Consider the following 16,885-nt stretch of genomic DNA (forward strand, 5'->3'; position numbering starts at 1 on the left):
GTTCGTGGGGTTATCATCCGGATTATCCAGTTTCAATGCAGTGCGCTGCTGCAGCCCGCCGCCAGTAAGCGGTGGGCCGTTCCGTTCGATAACAAGACCAACGCAAGGAAGATCTCGCCATGACCGATAGGATCAAGTACCAGCTCGACGAAAGCCGTATGCCCAAGTCCTGGTACAACATTGCCGCCGACCTGCCGGTGCCCCTGCCGCCGCCGCTGCATCCCGGCACCCTGCAGCCCCTCGGTCCGTCCGACCTGGCGCCCTTGTTCCCGAACGCGATCATCGAGCAGGAAATGTCCACCGAGCGCTGGATCGACATTCCCGAGCCGGTCCGTGAGGTGTTGTGCCAGTGGCGGCCGAGCCCGCTGTTTCGCGCACGCCGCCTTGAAAAGCTGCTCGATACGCCGGCCAAGATCTACTACAAGTACGAAGGCGTGTCGCCGGCCGGCAGCCACAAGCCCAACTCCGCCGTGCCCCAGGCCTGGTACAACGCCCAGGAAGGGGTGAAGCGGCTAACCACCGAAACCGGCGCGGGGCAGTGGGGTTCGTCCCTGTCCTACGCTGGTGGCCTGTTCGGTCTGGACGTGACGATCTTCCAGGTGCGCGTGTCCTACGACCAGAAGCCTTACCGCCGGGCGCTGATGGAAACCTGGGGCGGCCGCTGCGTGGCCTCGCCGTCCAACGAGACCGAGTACGGCCGCGCGGTGCTGGCCCAGTATCCCGACCACATCGGCTCCCTCGGCATCGCCATCTCCGAAGCCGTCGAAGTGGCGGCCAAGCACGAGGACACCAAGTACGCCCTCGGCTCCGTGCTTAACCACGTGCTGCTGCACCAGACCATCGTCGGCGAAGAGGCGATCACCCAGCTGGAAATGGCCGGTGACGATCCGGACGTGGTGATCGGCTGTACCGGTGGTGGCTCCAACTTCGCCGGCATCGCTTTCCCCTTCATCGGCCTGCAGCTGCGTGGCGGAGCCAATGCCAAAAAGCGGCGCATCGTCGCCGTGGAGCCGTCGGCCTGTCCGTCCCTCAGCCGTGGCCAGTACGCCTACGATTTCGGCGATACGGGCCGCATGACGCCGCTGGTCAAGATGCACACGCTGGGCAGCGAGTTCACGCCGCCGGGCCTGCATGCCGGCGGCCTGCGCTACCATGGCATGGCGCCGCTGGTCAGCCACGTGAAGGAACTGGGCCTGATCGAAGCGCGCAACTACCACCAGACCGCCTGTTTCGAGGCCGGCGTGATGTTCGCCCGCAGCGAGGGCATCGTGCCGGCGCCGGAGTCCAACCACGCGGTGCGCGCGGCCATCGACGAAGCCCTGCGCTGCAAGGCCGAAGGCAAGAGCGAGACGATCCTCTTCTGTCTGTCCGGCCATGGCCATTTCGACATGAGTGCCTACACCAACTACCTGTCCGGCAAGCTGGTCGACCAGGACTACGACGAAGCAGAATTGGCGATGGCCCTGTCGGGTTTGCCCAAGGTCGGCTGAACCAGTCCGCCGGACGGGCTTCGTCCGTCCGGCTCCATTGTCATGACGCCTGTCGATCCGCCGGGCTGGCATGCCCGCTCCCATCAGGAGGCCTTTGCGACCTTCCAGTCGAGCCCGGATGACGGGCTCGCCGAGGCGGTCGCTGCCGAGCGCCTGTGTATCCACGGCCCCAACCGTATCGACGCCCGGCCCGGGCGTGGGGCGGTGCTGCGCTTTGCGCTGCAGTTCCATCAGCCGCTGATCTACATCCTGATCGCCAGCGGGGCAATCGCCGCTTTCCTGCACGAATGGGCCGACGCCGGCGTCATCTTCGGCGTGGTGCTGGTCAACGCGCTGATCGGTTTCATCCAGGAAGGGCGCGCCGAGGACGCGCTGGCGGCCTTGGCTCGCAGTGTCGCCAGCGAGGTGACGGTGCTGCGGGCCGGCCAGCGTCGGCGCCTCTCCGCCGCCGAACTGGTACCGGGCGACGTGGTGTGGCTGGCCGCCGGCGACAAGGTGCCGGCCGACCTGCGCCTGTTCGACACGCGCGCGCTGCAGATCACCGAGGCCTCGTTCACCGGCGAGTCCACGGCGGTGGGAAAGGGCGTCGAGCCGGTGTCGGCGGACAGCGGCCTGGCCGAGCGGAGCTGCATGGCTTTTGCCGGGACGCTGGTTGTCGCCGGTCAGGCAGCCGGGCTGGTGGTTGCCACCGGCCGCGGTACCGAGACCGGGCGCATCGCCGACATGCTGGAGCAGGCCGACACGCTGGCCACGCCGCTGACCCGGGCGATGGCGCGTTTTTCCAGTGCGTTGCTGGTACTGATCCTGGCGCTGGCGGCACTGGGTTTCGTGGTCGGCAGCTTGCGCGGCGAACCCTGGCTCGACATGCTGATGGCGGCTGTGGCGCTGGCGGTTGGGGCGATTCCCGAAGGTCTGCCGGCGGCGGTGAGTGTGACCCTGGCCATCGGCGTGGCGCGCATGGCCCGCCGCCGCACGATCATCCGCCGCCTGCCGGCAGTGGAAACGCTCGGCAGCACGACGGTGATCTGCTCCGACAAAACCGGCACCCTCACCGAGAACCAGATGACCGTACGCGCCGCCTTTGCCGGCAGCCAGCGCTACGACTTCAGCGGGGACGGCTATGCGCCGCGGGGCGCGGTGAGTGCCAACGGTACAGAACTGGTCGAGCCGCCCGCCGCCTTGCGCGAGCTCCTGCTGGCTGGCGTGCTGTGCAACGACGCGGGCTTGCGGGAAGAGAGCGGCGACTGGCAGATCACCGGTGATCCCACCGAAGCTGCGCTATTGGTTGCGGCCCGCAAGGCCGGTCTCGACGAGGACGCGCTGGGCACGGCGATGCCGCGGCTGGACGAGATCGCCTTCGATTCGGCGCGCCAGTTCATGGCCACGTTGCACCGCAGCGACAGAGGCTGCATCGTCATGTTGAAAGGGGCGCCGGAAGTCGTGCTGCGCCGCTGCACGCACATGCTCGACGGCGACGGGAGCGTGATTCCGCTCGACGCGCAGGCCGTCCATGAGGTGGCGCGTGGCCTCGCGGCCGAAGGGTTGAGGGTGCTGGCCTTCGCCCGCCTGCCGACGGAGGCGGAAACGCTGGACGAGACTGCGCTGGCCGACGGCCTGTGCTTCCTCGGCCTGCAGGCCATGCTCGATCCGCCCCGCGAGGCGGCGATCGGTGCCATCCGCGCGTGCCACCGGGCCGGCATCACGGTCAAGATGATCACCGGCGACCACGCGGTGACGGCGCTGGCGATCGCCCGCCAACTGGGCCTGGTGGAGGAGGGGGCGCGGGCCCTGACCGGCCGTGAGCTCGCCCGGCTCGACGCGGACGGGCTGCGTAGCGTGGTGCGGAACGTCCATGTCTTCGCCCGCGTCGAGCCCGAGCAGAAGCTGCGCCTGGTACGGGCCCTGCAGGCCAACGGCGAGGTGGTCGCGATGACCGGCGACGGGGTGAACGACGCGCCGGCGCTGAAGGCTGCCGATATCGGCGTGGCGATGGGCGCGGGGGGCACCGAGGTCGCCAAGGAGGCCGCCGCGATGGTCCTCACCGACGACAACTTCGCCAGCATCGAGGCCGCGGTCGAGGAGGGGCGCGGCGTCTACGACAATCTGGTGAAGTTCATCATCTGGACGCTGCCGACCAACTTCGGCGAGGGGCTGGTGATCCTCTTCGCGGTGCTGGCCGGCGTGACGCTGCCGATCACGCCGCTGCAGATCCTGTGGATCAACATGACCACGGCGGTCCTGCTGGGCCTGGCGCTGGCCTTCGAGCCGATCCAGGGCGATGTGATGGGGCGCCCGCCACGCCCGCCCGGCACGCCCATCGTCGATCGTCTGCTGGTGCGGCGCATCGTGCTGGTCGGGGCCTTGCTGCTGGTGGCGTCCTTCGGCCTGTTCCTGCGCTGGCGGGCGCTGGGGGTGACGCTGGAAGAGGCACGTACGGTGGCGGTCAACGTCTTCGTGGCCGGGGAGATCGCCTATCTCTTCAACTGCCGCAACCTGCGTGGCCCGTTCTGGCGCTGCGGATGGTTCTCCAACCCCTGGTTCTGGGCGGGGATCGCGGCGATGCTCGTCTTGCAGGCTCTGTTCACGTGGCTGCCGGCGATGAACCGGGTTTTCGCATCGGCGCCGCCACCGGCCGCCGCGTGGGCAGAGATTGCCGCTGCTGCGGTGCTGATGGCGGTCATCGTTGGTCTGGAAAAAGGATTCGTAAAAAAACACGGGGGCGAATGAACTCGCCCCCGTCATGCATGCCTTGCCGCAAGGCTTCCGTTTCGTTCAGACGCGGAAGCGGCCGATCTGGTCCTTCAGGCTGAAGGCGATCTTTTCCAGGCCGATGGCGGCATCGGCCGCACCGCGGATGTTCTCCGTCGTGCTTTCCACCATCGTCGAGATTTCCTCGACGCGCTGGGCGATGGAGGTGCTGGCGGCGCTCTGTTCCCGCGTCGCGTCGGCGATCTCGCGGACCCGTTCGAGGGTCTGGCGGGCGCCGCTCTCGATGGCCTGCAGGGCCTCGGCGGCGGAGGCCGCCAGCGCGACGCCCTGATCCACTTCGGGCAGCGCCGCGTTCATCGCCTCGACGGCACTGCTGGTGTCGCTCTGGATGCCGGCGATCATCTGCTCGATCTCGGTGGTGGCGGAGGAGGTCCGTTCGGCCAGTTTGCGCACCTCGTCGGCGACCACCGCGAAGCCGCGCCCCTGCTCGCCCGCGCGGGCGGCTTCGATGGCGGCGTTGAGGGCCAGCAGGTTGGTCTGGCCGGCGATTTCCTTGATCACGTTGGCGATCGACGAGACCTGCCCGATGCGCTCTTCCAGGGCCAGGATGCGGCCGGAGGCACTGGTGACGGTTTCCGACATCTTGCGGATCGCGCCGGCCGCCTGATCCACCCGCTGGCTGCCTTCGGCGGCCAGGCGCATGGCCTCCTGGGAGTTCTCTTCGGTTTCCAGCGCGCTGGCCGAAATGTGGCTGGAGCTGACGGTCAGCTCTTCCATCGCGGCGGCCATCGACGTGGTGGCGTCGGACTGGCGTTCGGCGGCTTCGGCAACCTCGTTCGACACGCGGCTGATGTGGTCGGCGTTATGCACGAGCTGGTTGGCGCCGCTGTTGATTTCGCCGACCATCGAGCGCAGCGCGACCACCATCGTGTCGAGGGCGCCGAGCATGCTGTTGCGGCTGGAGGCGTCGATGTGGGAGGTGAGGTCGCCTTGGGCGGCACGCTGCATGACCGCCGTGGCTTCCGTCGGCTCGCCGCCGAGCTGGCTGGTGACGCTGGTGCTGACGCGCCAGCCAACCATGCCGAGCAGAATCAGCAACCCGAGGGAGATACCGCCCAGCAAGGCAGCGATGGAGTGGAACTGCCGGTCCACGTCATCCACGTAGATCCCGGTCCCCACCACCCAGCCCCATGGGGCGAAGGGGGCGGCATAGGACAGCTTGGGTTGCGGGGTGCTCTCACCGGCCTTCGGGTACCAGTAGTCCACGAAGCCACCGCCGGCTGCCGCAACCTTGACCATCTCGACGATCATCGTCTTGCCGTTGGCGTCTTTCTGGCCGCTGGCGTCGGTGCCTTCCTTCTCGGGCTTTGGGGGGAGCACGACGTAGTGGTTCTTGTTGTCCACCACGAACAGGTAGTTGTTGCCGGCATAGCGCATGTTGCGCAGGGCGTCCTTGGCCGCCTTCTGGGCGTCGGCTTCACTCAGGGTGCCGGCCTTGGCCAGCTTGTCGAAGTGGTCGATGATACCGATGCCGCTTTCGACGAGGTATTGGGTCTGCAACTTGCGGTCGTCCATCATGCTGCTGTGTAGATGGGCCAGGCTCACGGCGCATAGGGCGACCAGGCCGAGCAGGGTCAGTGCGACGAGCAGTCGCATGCGCGTGGAGACGCGCAGGCTTTCCAGTTTCATGATCGATCCTCTCCTCAAACCTGATTTGCTCAGGCGCCGCCGGCTTATGTAGGGATGCTGGCTGGCAAATGTTTTATATAGGTCTTTTATTTACGGCCGATCTGTCCCATTTCTTGACAGTATTCCATCGTGATGGATGAAGGGAGGCCGAAGCCGGCTTCCTGCCGCCAAGGCTCCCCTGCGCACGGAAACCCAGTAAAATCCGGGTTTTGCCCAAATTCGCGCGGCGCTCGCCGCGGAGACTCCATGTCCGTTCAAAAACCGACTTTCCAGCAGATCATCCTGCGTCTCTCGAACTTCTGGGCCGAGCACGGCTGCACCCTGCTCCAGCCCTACGACATCGAGGTCGGCGCCGGCACCTTCCACACGGCGACCTTCCTGCGCGCCATCGGCCCGGAACACTGGAATGCCGCCTACGTTCAGCCGTCCCGCCGCCCGAAGGACGGCCGCTACGGCCAGAACCCCAACCGCCTGCAGCATTACTACCAGTACCAGGTGGTGCTCAAGCCGTCGCCGGCCAACATCCAGGAGCTCTACATCGATAGCCTGCGTGCGCTGGGCATCGATCCCAATGCCCACGACATCCGCTTTGTCGAGGACGACTGGGAGTCGCCGACGCTGGGCGCCTGGGGCCTGGGTTGGGAGGTCTGGCTGGATGGCATGGAAGTCACCCAGTTCACCTACTTCCAGGAAGTCGGTTCCCTGTCCTGCCGGCCGGTGCTGGGCGAGATCACCTACGGTCTCGAGCGCCTGGCCATGTACCTGCAAGGCGTCGAGAACGTTTATGACCTGGTGTGGTCGATCGGCCCGGACGGTACGCCGGTGACCTACGGCAATGTCTATCACCAGAACGAGGTGGAGCAGTCCACCTACAACTTCGAGCATTCCAACGTGGAATGGCTGTTCCGCCTGTTCGGCGAGTACGAAGGCGAGGCCAAGCGCTTGCTGGCCGTACCGCTGGTGCTGCCGGCCTTCGAGATGGTCATGAAGTGCTCCCACACCTTCAACCTGCTCGACGCCCGTGGGGCGATCTCCGTCACCGAGCGCGCCGCCTACATCGGCCGTGTGCGTGCGCTGGCCCGTGAAGTGGCCCAGGCCTATTACAACTCCCGCGAAGCCCTCGGCTTCCCGATGCTGAAGAAGGAGGCCGCGTGATGACCGGCGCGACCCTGCTCGTTGAACTGCTGACTGAAGAACTCCCCCCCAAGGCCCTGCCCAAGCTCGGCCAGGCCTTCTCCAACGGCATCGTCGCCGGCCTGCGCACGCGCGGCCTGGTGGCTGCCGACGGCGCCTTCCGCTGGTTTGCCACGCCGCGCCGGCTGGCGGTGACCATCGCCCACGTGCTGCCCGAAGCCGCCGCCAAGGACGTCACCGAGAAGATCATGCCGGTGTCCGTGGCGCTCTCCGCCGACGGCCAGCCGACTCCGGCGCTGACCAAGAAGCTGGAAGCCAAGGGCATTCCGTTGTCTGCCGTGGCGAGCTTCGAGCGCCGCATGGACGGCAAGGCCGAAGCACTGTTCCACACCTCCACCGTGGCTGGTGCCAAGCTGGCCGACGTGCTGGCCGGCATCGTGCAGGATGCGCTGAAGCAGCTGCCGATTCCCAAGGTGATGCGCTGGGGCGACGGCGACGCCACCTTCGTGCGTCCCGCCCACAAGCTGACCATGCTGCACGGTGCCGACGTGGTGCCCGGGTCGGTGCTCGACGTCCAGTCCGGCCGCACGACCCGTGGCCACCGCTTCATGAGCAAGGGCGACATCGAGATCGCCACCGCCGACGCCTACGAGCCGACGCTGCTGGCCGAAGGCAAGATCATTCCGGATTTCGCCGAGCGCCGCGCCAACATCGAGAAACAGCTGGTTTCCGAAGCCGGCCGCCAGCACGCCACGCTGGGCGAATACGCCGACCTGCTGGACGAGGTGAGCGCGCTGGTCGAACACCCGACGGTTTACGTCGGCGAGTTCGAGGCCGAGTTCCTGGCCGTGCCGCAGGAATGCCTGATCCTCACGATGCGCGCCAACCAGAAGTACTTCCCGCTGTTCGACCAGGCCGGCAAGCTGCTCAACCGCTTCCTGATCGTCTCCAACATGGAGCTGGCCGACCCGACCAACATCATCGCCGGCAACCAGCGCGTGGTGCGCCCGCGCCTGTCCGACGCGCGCTTCTTCTTCGAGCAGGACATCAAGGCGGGCCTCACGCCGCGCGTCGTCAAGCTCGGCTCGGTGGTCTATCACAACAAGCTGGGCTCCCTCGGCGACCGCGTCGAGCGCCTGTCCGCCGTGGCCCGCAAGGTCGCCGGCCTGCTGGGCGCCGACGAGAACCAGGCCAACCGCGCCGCGCTGCTGTCCAAGGCCGACCTGCTGACCGACATGGTCGGCGAGTTCCCCGAGCTGCAGGGCACCATGGGCCGCTACTACGCGCTGGCCGAAGGCGCCGCGCCGGTGGTCGCCGAGGCCATCGAGCAGCACTATCGCCCGCGTTTTGCCGGCGACGCGCTGCCCGACAGCAACATCGGCCGCGCGCTGGCGCTGGCCGACAAGCTCGACGCGCTGGTCGGCTTCTTCGGCATCGGCCAGATCCCGACCGGCGACAAGGACCCGTTCGGCCTGCGCCGTGCCGCCCTGGGCGTGCTGCGCATCCTGATGGAAGCGCCGCTGCCCCTCGACCTGGCCGAGCTGATCAAGATCTCCGTGGCCGCCTTCACCCCGGGCGTGCTGACCGCCGAGGTGGACGGCCCGCTGTACGACTTCATCCTCGAGCGCCTGCGCAACACCCTGCGCGACGCAGGCCATGCCCAGGACGTGGTGGACGCGGTGCTGGCCCTCAGGCCGACCCGCATCGACCTGGTGGTGCCGAAGCTCGAAGCCGTCGTGGCCTTCCAGCAACTGCCCGAAGCCGCCGCGCTGGCCGCCGCCAACAAGCGCATCGTCAACATCCTCAAGAAGGCCGAAGGCCCGATCGGCGAGCCCGATGTGGCGCTGCTGGTGGAGGAGGCTGAAAAGGCCCTGTTCCACGCCATCGTCGAGGTTGCGCCGCTGGCCCGTTCCCACTTCCAGAACGAGGCCTACACCGACGCGCTGCGTGTTCTCGCCGGCCTGCGGGCGGCGGTGGACCGCTTCTTCGATGAGGTGATGGTGATGGCCGAGGAGCCGCTGGTGCGTCAGAACCGCCTGGCCCTGCTCAACCAGCTGGCCGGCCTGATGAACCAGGTGGCCGACATCTCCCGCCTGTCCGCCTGAGGAAAGCTGTCCATGAAGCTGATCGTGCTCGACCGGGACGGGGTCATCAATTTCGACTCCGACCAGTTCATCAAGTCACCCGAGGAATGGAAGCCGATTCCCGGTTCCCTGGAAGCCATTGCCCGCCTCAACGAGGCGGGCTGGCGGGTGGTGGTGGCCTCCAACCAGTCGGGGGTCGGGCGCGGCCTCTTCGACATGGACACCCTCAACGCCATCAACGAAAAGATGACCAAGGCCCTGGCCCAGGTCGGCGGCCGGCTGGACGCGATCTTCTTCTGCCCGCACCCGGCGGATTCCACTTGCGAGTGCCGCAAGCCCAAGCCGGGCATGTTCATCCAGATCGCCGAGCGCTTCAACGTGGACCTGACCGGCATGCCGGTGGTCGGCGACAGCCTGCGCGACCTGCAGGCCGGCATGGCAGTGGGCTGCAAGCCCTACCTCGTGCTGACCGGCAAGGGGCCCAAGACCCAGGCCGACCCCACGCTGCCCGAGGGCACCGAAATCCATCCCGACCTGGCGGCCGTCGTCGCGCAGCTTACCGCCTGAAAGTGTCCGCTCCGTGGTTCTGATCCGCAATCTGCTGTTCATGCTGGCCCTTGGCATCTTCACCCCGCTGTACGCGGTGATCGCCATGGCCACCTTCCCCTTCGGCCCGAGGACCCGCCACAAGATCATCCGTGGCTGGCCGCGCATCATGGCGTGGGTCGTCAAGCACGTGCTGGGGATTCCCTACCGCCTGATCGGTGCCGAGAACATTCCGGCCCAGGGACCCGCCATCGTGCTTTCCAAGCACATGTCGGCGTGGGAAACCATCATGCTGCAGGACATCTTCCCGCCCATGGTCTTCGTGATGAAGAAGGAGATCCACAAGGTGCCCTTCTTCGGCTGGGGCATTGCGCAAATGCCGATGATCGCCATCGACCGGGCCGCCGGCAAGGATGCTCTGGCCCAGGTCGAGGCCCAGGGGCGCGAGCGCCTGGCCGACGGCTTGTGGGTGACGATCTTCCCGGAAGGTACCCGCGTTGCACCGGGCAGCAAGAAACGCTACAAGGCCGGCGGTTCCTGGCTGGCCGCGCAGACTGGGACGCCGGTGGTGCCGGTGGCCCACAATGCCGGTGAGTTCTGGCCGCGCAACGCGTTCTTCAAGCGTCCTGGCGAAGTGGTGGTGAGCGTCGGACCGGTGATCGATACCACCGGCCTGTCCGCCGACCAGATCAACGCCCTCGCCGAGAAGTGGATCGAGGCCGAGATGCGCCGCCTGTTTCCGTACCATTACCGGGATCATTCCCGCAAGGAAACGGTCCAGGCGTGACGGCGCCGGCCGTCGAAACCCGCGAGATCGTCCTGAACGGGCAGCGGGTCGTCTATCGGCTGCGGCGCAGTGTGCGCAAGACCCTGGGGCTGCGCATCGACGATCGCGGCCTGAACGTCGGTGTGCCGCAGCGGGTGAGTCTGCGGGACGTGGAGGCCTTCATCCGCAGCCATGCGGACTGGGTCGTAGACAAGCTGCACCAGCGGCCACAGGCCAGTCCGCTGCCGGCCTTCGTGGCTGAGGACGGGGCGACGCTGCCGCTGCTCGGCGACACCTGGCATCTCAAAGTCGGGCGCGGCAACAATCGGGTGCTGTGGCACGAGTCCGGCCCCGAGCGCATTCTCGAGCTGGCCCTGCGCAGCGGCGGCGATGCCCGCCAGCTACTGTTGCGGGGCCTGCAGCGGCGCGGGCTGGAGCTGTTCTCCAATCGGGTCGAGGAGTTCTGCCTGCGTCTCGGACGCCCGGTGCCGGCGGTGGGGCTGACCAATGCGCGCACGCGCTGGGGCAGTTGCAGCAGCCGTAGCGGTATCCGCCTGCACTGGCGCTTGATCCACCTGCCGTTGGGGCTGATCGACTACGTGGTGGCCCACGAGGTCGCCCATCTCGTCGAGATGAACCACTCGCCGCGCTTCTGGTCCGTAGTGGAGTCTTTGTATCCCGATCACCTCGCCGCCCGCCAGGCGCTCCGCCAGGTGGCGGCATCCCTTCCGCACATTTGAACCGAGGAAAGCTCCATGCGTCTTCTGCACACCATGCTCCGGGTCGTCGATCTCGACCGCTCCATCGCGTTTTACACCGAGGTGCTTGGCATGCGCCTGCTGCGCCGGAACGACTATCCGGAGGGCAAGTTCACGCTGGCCTTCGTCGGCTACCAGGACGAATCCGAAGGGGCGGTTCTCGAGCTGACCCACAACTGGGGCGTGGAGTCCTACGAGCTCGGCACGGCCTACGGCCACATCGCGCTGGAAGTGCCCGACGCCTATGCGGCCTGTGAGGCGATCAAGGCACGCGGCGGCAAGGTCGTCCGCGAAGCCGGTCCGATGAAGCACGGGACGACGGTAATCGCCTTCGTCGAGGATCCGGACGGCTATAAGGTCGAGCTGATCCAGGCCCGGAGCTGAGGGGCTTACTTGGGCGGGCGGCTGAAGGCTTCCCGCAGCGCGATCAGCTCCTGGTGCAGTTCGGCGAGGACGGCGGGTGCGTCGGCCAGCTGCTTGTCGCGGCCCAGCCGCTCCAGCTGCTGGGCCTTGGCCTGGGCGCGCTCGGCGCAGAAGTTGGAGACCGCCCCCTTCAGCGCATGGGCCGCGTTGTAGAGCGCGTCGGCATCGCCGGCGGCTACTGCGGCATCCACGGTGGCCACCATGCGCGCTTCGTCTTCGGAATACATCTCGATCAACTGGACCAGTAGCTCTTCGTCGTTGTCCAGGTTGGCGAGCATTTTCTCGCGGTCGAAGATGGGGGCGCCGCCCGGCGCCGATTCGGTGGCGGGGAGCGGGGCCGGATCGCCGTGCCCGACGTTGTTGATCAGTACTTCGACCAGGTCGGGAGCATGGACCGGTTTTGACAGGTAGCCGTCCATGCCGGCTTCCAGGCAGCGTTCCCGGTCGCCTTTCATGGCGTGGGCGGTCATGGCGATGATGGGGGTGCGGGACATACCGGCGGTTTCTCTTTCTCGTATCCGGGCGGTGGCTTCGAACCCGCCGAGGACGGGCATCTGGACATCCATCAGGATGATGTCGAAATGTCCGTGGGCATGCAGTTCGACGGCTTCCGCGCCGTTGTTGGCGACCTCGACCTGGTGCCCGAGCTTTTCGAGCAGGCGCAGCGCGAGAGTCTGGTTCACGATGTTGTCCTCGGCGAGCAGAATGCGCAACTGGCGTCGCTGCTCACGCAGGCTGTGGCGTGTGATCAGGCTGCGGTCGTGCTCTTGCGTGTCGATGGGCCCGACCGAGAGCAGGATGGCGTTCAGCAGGTCCGAGGCCTGCACGGGCATCGGCAGGTAGGCGGATATCCCCAGCTCACGGCAGCGGGCACCGTCGCCGCGCCGGCCTTCCCCGGCCAGCATGATGATGCACGGTTGCGGCCGGGTAACCCGCGGAATCTCCCGGATCAGCTCGAAACCCTCGGCGTCGGGGAGTTGCGTGCTGACAATGACGACCCGGAAAGGATGGCCATCGGCGTAGGCCGCAGCCAGTGCGCGCCTGCTCCCGGCCGCATCGGACATGGCCAGCGGCGCCATTCGCCACTGCTTGAGCAGTTCCATCAGCATCGTCCGTTCCGTCGGGTTGTCCACCGCGACGAGCACCGGCAGGTTGTCCAGCTGGGCTTCGTCGTCAAGCGCCGCCGCTTGCTGGCCCCGATCGAAATGAGCGGTGAAGTGGAAGGTGCTGCCGTCGCCGGGCGTGCTGTCCACCCCGATGTGCCCCCCCATCGCCTGAACCAGTTGGGCGCTGATCGTCAGCCCCAGTCCTGTGCCCCCGTAGCGGCGCGTCGTGGATGTGTCGGCCTGGGAGAAGGCGTCGAAGATCAGGCTCTGTTTTTCGGCCGGGATGCCGACGCCGGTGTCGCGGACGCGGAAGTGGACCGCGGCCTTGCCGTCGACTCCAGCCTGGCCGGGCTGGACGATCAGTTGGACGCTGCCGGCCGTCGTGAACTTGATGCCGTTGGAGAGCAGGTTGATCAGCACCTGGCGCAGGCGATGCGGGTCGCCCAGCAGGCTGTCGGGGACGTCCGGCGAGACCTGGGCCGTGAGTTGCAGCCCCTTCTCGGTGGCTCGTTGCTGCAGTGTGCGTGCGGCCAGCGCGACGCAGTCGCGCAGGCTGAAGTCGATGTGTTCGAAATCCAGTTTGCCGGCCTCGATCTTCGAGAAGTCCAGAATGTCGTTGATGACGCCCAGCAGTGCGTTGGCTGAGCTCTTCACCAGCTGCAAGTATTCTCGTTGTTCGTCGTCGAGTTGCGTGTCGAGGGCCAGGTCGGTCATGCCGAGGATGGCGTTCATCGGCGTCCGGATCTCGTGGCTCATGTTGGCCAGGAAGTCGCTCTTCGAGCGGCTGTTGGCCTCGGCGGCTTCCTTGGCCTCGCGCATGTAGGCTTCGGCCGCCTTGCGCTCGCCGATGTCCCGCAAGTAGGCGGTGACGAGCCGCTGGCCGTTGCTTTCCACCGCGACCAAGGCTACTTCCACCGGAAACTCTTCGCCGCCCTTGCGCACGGCGATGCCTTCGATGCGCTGGCCGGTGCGTTCGGGGCGGGGCTCGGCGAGCTGCCTGGCGAGTTCGGTGCCCTGGGCGTCCCGCAGGCGCTCGGGGAACAGCTGCCAGGCGTAGGGTTGGTGCAGCACCTCGCTGCGAAGGTAGCCGAAGGTGCGTTCGGCGGCAGGGTTGAACTCGATGATGCGGCCTTCTCCGTCCACCGTGATGATGCAGTCCAGCGCCGCCTCGGTGATCGCCCGGTTGCGGGACTCGCTGGCGCTGAGGGCCGCCTGGCCGTCAAAGAGGCGAATGGAGGTCCAGTTCAGGGCATCCACCAGTTTGTGGATCTCGTGGATGCTGCCGGGCTCGGCCAGCATCGCCCCCTGGTTGTTCTCGAGGGATTCCGCAAAATGGGTGGCGCGTTCGAGACTGCGCAGCGGCCGGCGCAGGAAGTACAGGATGGCCAGCGTGCCGGCGAGCAGTGTCAGCAGGCTGGCCAGCGCACTGTCCTCGATGATGTGCTGGAAGCTCGCTTCGGCGGCCAGCGGCTTCATCTCGACGCGCAGCCAGCCGAGCGGGGCGTGCTCGCCGATGCCTGACCAGGACAGGATCGTCCGCTGTGTCGTACGGAGCTGGGCAGCACTGGCCTGCCGGTTGTCGGTCGGAAGGACCAGCGGCGTCGCGGCGATGGTCTCGGCCTCCATGGGGGCGTCTTCGCGCTCCCGCGCGGCGCTGGCGAGGGGGACGCCTTGGCGGTCGGTCACCGTGACCCGCAGGATGCTTGGGGAGGGGCGGAGCTGCAGCAGGCGGGACAGGATCTGCGGCGCATCGCCGGTTGCCACGTAGGGTTCGAGGGCGGTGGCCATCTGTTGGCCCAGTTCGTCCCCGTGGCGGCGCTCGAGGCGCTCCACGTAGGTAGCCTGCCCTGCGCCGATATAGAGGGAGTAAATACCGATCGACAGCGTCAGCAGCAGCGCGAACAGGAAGGTGAGCTGCTGGCCGAGGGAGCGCAGGCCGAGGCGGGAGGCCAGGGCATGAAACGGGGCGTTCATTCCTGGTCTTGGTATCGCTCGCGAATGGCCAGCACTGCGGGCCATTGTTCCAGGAGGGCGTCAACGCAGACCGGGTCGAAATGCGTGCCGCGTCCTTCCTTGAGGAGGCTTACCGCCCGATCCAGTTCCCAGGCCGGTTTGTAGGGGCGCGCGGAGGTCAGGGCGTCGAACACATCGGCAACGGCGACGATGCGTCCGCTCAGCGGAATTGCCTCACCTGCCAGGCCGGATGGATAGCCGCTGCCGTCGAATTTCTCATGGTGGTTGAGGGCGATCTCGGCGGCCATCTGGATCATCGGCGAGTTGGAGCCGCTGAGAATGTCGTGTCCGATGGCCGCGTGGCGGCGCATGATGAGCATCTCGTCGTCGGTCAGGCGGCCGGGTTTCAGCAGGATGTGATCCGGCGTGCCGACCTTGCCCACGTCGTGCATCGGCGCGGCGCTGAGCAGGCGCTCGCAATACTCCGCGTCCAGCCCCATCTGGCGGGCGATCAGTTCTGAGTAATGGGCCATGCGCACGATATGGGCGCCGGTTTCCGGGTCCCGGTATTCGGCAGCCCGCGCCAGCCGGGTGACCGTCTCCCGCTCGCGGGCGACGATCTCTGCAGTCTTGCGCATGACCGCCGCGATCAGATCGTCGTTCCATCGGCGCATGCGCGTGTGGCTGTCGCGTAGCGCTAGCATGGTCCGCACACGGGGATCGAACTCGTGGCGGTCAATGGGCTTGGTCAGGAAGTCGTTGGCGCCGGCGCTCAGGCTCTGGTAGCGGATTTCCTTCTCATGGGCGGCGGTCACCATCAGGATCGGGACCGCGTCGGCCGGGTGGCGTCGGCGCACGGTCTCGATGAATTCGATGCCGTTGATGTCGGGCATCATGTAATCGACGATGATCAGGTCCGGTTCGTTTTCCCCGCACCACTGCAGGCCCTCGACCGGTGAGGCGAAGGCATGGATTTCCGTTCCGGCTGGCGTGAGCTTGCGGACCAGCGCCTGGATCAGGGTGAGATTGACGGGGGTGTCGTCGACGATGACTATGGCCATGGGGTTCCGCAGGTGCGTTGCGCTTCTAATGGGGAATATCGGTCAAAGCCCCGGGAAGTTGAGTGCTAGTGATATGTGGCGTGCTGACGGGCTCATTGTGTGGCCCGCACTACTTGCGCGATGCTCTCAAAGCCCACGTCGTAGAGGCGTTGCAGCAGCGGTGCAATGCGTTCGAGGGTCATGACCAGCATGCCGAGGCCGACGCTCAGCGTGATCGGGAAGCCGATCGCAAACAGGTTGAGCTGCGGTGCTGCCTTGGTGAGGATGCCGAGGGCGATGTTGGTAATGAGCAGTGCGGTGACGATGGGCAGGGCCATCAGCAGGCCGCTGCTGAAGATGATCCCTCCGGTGCGGGCCAGCAGCATCCAGCCATCGCCATGGACCGGCGCAGCCGAGATGGGGAGCCACTCGAAGCTGCGCGCGAGCACGTCGACCAGCAGCAGGTGGCCGTTGAGGGCCAGGAAGATCAGCGAGGACAGCAGGGTCAGGAACTGGCCGACGACTGCGGTCTGGCCGCCGGACATCGGATCGAAGAAGGTCGCGAAGGACAGGCCCATCTGCAGGCTGACGAGTTCGCCCATTAGCTCGAGGGCCGCCAGCATGATGCGCATCGTCAGGCCCATCGCCAGGCCGATCAAGGTTTGCTGGCCGAGGATCAGCATGCCGCTCCACGAGCCCAGCGGTACGTTTGGAACAGGGGGCAGGGCCGGCGCCAGGCCGACGGCGATGGCCAGCCCGGCCAGCAGCCTGATGCGCCGCGGCATGCCGTCGTTGGCGAACACCGGGGCCGTACCCACCAGCCCGAGGATGCGCGCCAGCGGGTAGGCCAGCATGGCCAGCCACGCGTCGAGCTGGGCTGAGGTGATGGACAGCATGGCGGAGCGCCGGCCTCAGCCGATCAGCGTGGGAATGCTGTCGAACAAGCGGCGGATGAAGTCGGTCATCATCGTGATCATCCACGGGCCCGCCAGCACCAGGGTGATGAAGGTGGCGACCAGCTTGGGGACGAAAGACAGGGTCTGCTCGTTGATCTGCGTGGCGGCCTGGAAGATCGACACGATCAGGCCGGTGACGAGGGCCGCGATGAACAGCGGAGCCGACACCAGCAGTGTGAGTTCGAGAGCTTGCCGACCGAGGTCGATGACAGTGGTGGGCGTCATGGTGAA

The 16,885-nt window shown here is 66.8% G+C and carries 13 protein-coding genes; 8 read left to right on the forward strand and 5 right to left on the reverse strand.

Annotation, left to right across the window (positions count from 1 at the left end):
• The first annotated feature begins 119 nt into the window (after positions 1-119).
• Both AC3QL2_RS15910 and AC3QL2_RS15915 read left to right on the forward strand, forming a co-directional pair.
• Positions 120-1,490: a TrpB-like pyridoxal phosphate-dependent enzyme gene (locus tag AC3QL2_RS15910; protein WP_493231464.1), complete on the forward strand. Its 1,371-nt coding sequence runs from the start codon at positions 120-122 to the stop codon at positions 1,488-1,490.
• Between the two features lie 42 nt (positions 1,491-1,532).
• On the forward strand, positions 1,533-4,217 hold the full coding sequence (locus tag AC3QL2_RS15915) for an HAD-IC family P-type ATPase (protein WP_493231465.1): 2,685 nt from the start codon (positions 1,533-1,535) through the stop codon (positions 4,215-4,217).
• 45 nt (positions 4,218-4,262) lie between these two features.
• Here AC3QL2_RS15915 and AC3QL2_RS15920 read toward each other — a convergent pair whose 3' ends face one another.
• The gene (locus AC3QL2_RS15920; RefSeq protein ID WP_493231467.1) at positions 4,263-5,888 is read right to left on the reverse strand and encodes a methyl-accepting chemotaxis protein; all 1,626 of its coding nucleotides are present in this window, start codon (positions 5,886-5,888) and stop codon (positions 4,263-4,265) included.
• A 246-nt stretch (positions 5,889-6,134) separates the two neighbouring features.
• On the opposite strand from AC3QL2_RS15920, the gene glyQ reads away from it, so the two are divergent.
• From glyQ to gloA, 6 genes are read left to right on the forward strand one after another with little or no spacing between them, the layout of a single operon-like run.
• Positions 6,135-7,043 carry a glycine--tRNA ligase subunit alpha gene (gene glyQ, locus AC3QL2_RS15925; RefSeq protein WP_493231468.1) on the forward strand — a complete coding sequence of 303 codons (909 nt, stop codon included), beginning with the start codon at positions 6,135-6,137 and terminating at the stop codon, positions 7,041-7,043.
• Positions 7,043-9,127, forward strand: a complete 2,085-nt coding sequence (gene glyS, locus AC3QL2_RS15930; protein ID WP_493231469.1) for a glycine--tRNA ligase subunit beta — start codon at positions 7,043-7,045, stop codon at positions 9,125-9,127. The genes glyQ and glyS overlap by 1 nt, the downstream gene beginning before the upstream one ends.
• 12 nt (positions 9,128-9,139) lie before the next feature.
• Positions 9,140-9,673 (forward strand): D-glycero-beta-D-manno-heptose 1,7-bisphosphate 7-phosphatase, encoded by a 534-nt coding sequence (gene gmhB / locus AC3QL2_RS15935; protein ID WP_493231471.1) that lies wholly within the window; start codon positions 9,140-9,142, stop codon positions 9,671-9,673.
• A 13-nt stretch (positions 9,674-9,686) separates the two neighbouring features.
• Positions 9,687-10,439 (forward strand): lysophospholipid acyltransferase family protein, encoded by a 753-nt coding sequence (locus AC3QL2_RS15940; protein ID WP_493231472.1) that lies wholly within the window; start codon positions 9,687-9,689, stop codon positions 10,437-10,439.
• Positions 10,436-11,158, forward strand: coding sequence for a M48 family metallopeptidase (locus tag AC3QL2_RS15945; protein ID WP_493231474.1), 723 nt, complete (start codon positions 10,436-10,438; stop codon positions 11,156-11,158). Before AC3QL2_RS15940 ends, AC3QL2_RS15945 begins: the two co-directional genes overlap by 4 nt.
• A gap of 15 nt (positions 11,159-11,173) precedes the next feature.
• The gene (gene gloA, locus AC3QL2_RS15950; protein WP_493231475.1) at positions 11,174-11,560 is read left to right on the forward strand and encodes a lactoylglutathione lyase; all 387 of its coding nucleotides are present in this window, start codon (positions 11,174-11,176) and stop codon (positions 11,558-11,560) included.
• A gap of 5 nt (positions 11,561-11,565) precedes the next feature.
• On the opposite strand, the gene AC3QL2_RS15955 is transcribed toward gloA, so the two are convergent.
• The 4 genes from AC3QL2_RS15955 to fliQ form a co-directional block, all read right to left on the reverse strand.
• A complete protein-coding gene (locus AC3QL2_RS15955) occupies positions 11,566-14,679 on the reverse strand; it encodes a hybrid sensor histidine kinase/response regulator (RefSeq protein WP_493231476.1) in 3,114 nt (1,037 codons plus the stop codon).
• On the reverse strand, positions 14,676-15,719 hold the full coding sequence (locus AC3QL2_RS15960; protein ID WP_493231477.1) for an HD domain-containing phosphohydrolase: 1,044 nt from the start codon (positions 15,717-15,719) through the stop codon (positions 14,676-14,678). Before AC3QL2_RS15960 ends, AC3QL2_RS15955 begins: the two co-directional genes overlap by 4 nt.
• Before the next feature lie 92 nt (positions 15,720-15,811).
• Positions 15,812-16,594, reverse strand: coding sequence for a flagellar biosynthetic protein FliR (fliR, locus tag AC3QL2_RS15965; RefSeq protein ID WP_493231479.1), 783 nt, complete (start codon positions 16,592-16,594; stop codon positions 15,812-15,814).
• Between the two features lie 15 nt (positions 16,595-16,609).
• Complete coding sequence (gene fliQ / locus AC3QL2_RS15970) at positions 16,610-16,879, reverse strand: flagellar biosynthesis protein FliQ (protein WP_493231480.1); 270 nt, start codon at positions 16,877-16,879, stop codon at positions 16,610-16,612.
• Between the last annotated feature and the right edge of the window lie 6 nt (positions 16,880-16,885).

Source organism: Zoogloea sp. GW822-FHT05C07 (genome assembly GCF_058800215.1).

Excerpts from the sequence above, each read along its gene's own strand:
- AC3QL2_RS15910 (WP_493231464.1), top strand. The coding sequence starts at position 120 with ATGACCGATAGGATCAAGTACCAGCTCGACGAAAGCCGTATGCCCAAG.
- AC3QL2_RS15915 (WP_493231465.1), top strand. The coding sequence starts at position 1,533 with ATGACGCCTGTCGATCCGCCGGGCTGGCATGCCCGCTCCCATCAGGAG.
- AC3QL2_RS15920 (WP_493231467.1), bottom strand. The coding sequence starts at position 5,888 with ATGAAACTGGAAAGCCTGCGCGTCTCCACGCGCATGCGACTGCTCGTC.
- glyQ (WP_493231468.1), top strand. The coding sequence starts at position 6,135 with ATGTCCGTTCAAAAACCGACTTTCCAGCAGATCATCCTGCGTCTCTCG.
- glyS (WP_493231469.1), top strand. The coding sequence starts at position 7,043 with ATGACCGGCGCGACCCTGCTCGTTGAACTGCTGACTGAAGAACTCCCC.
- gmhB (WP_493231471.1), top strand. The coding sequence starts at position 9,140 with ATGAAGCTGATCGTGCTCGACCGGGACGGGGTCATCAATTTCGACTCC.
- gloA (WP_493231475.1), top strand. The coding sequence starts at position 11,174 with ATGCGTCTTCTGCACACCATGCTCCGGGTCGTCGATCTCGACCGCTCC.
- AC3QL2_RS15955 (WP_493231476.1), bottom strand. The coding sequence starts at position 14,679 with ATGAACGCCCCGTTTCATGCCCTGGCCTCCCGCCTCGGCCTGCGCTCC.
- AC3QL2_RS15960 (WP_493231477.1), bottom strand. The coding sequence starts at position 15,719 with ATGGCCATAGTCATCGTCGACGACACCCCCGTCAATCTCACCCTGATC.
- fliR (WP_493231479.1), bottom strand. The coding sequence starts at position 16,594 with ATGCTGTCCATCACCTCAGCCCAGCTCGACGCGTGGCTGGCCATGCTG.
- fliQ (WP_493231480.1), bottom strand. The coding sequence starts at position 16,879 with ATGACGCCCACCACTGTCATCGACCTCGGTCGGCAAGCTCTCGAACTC.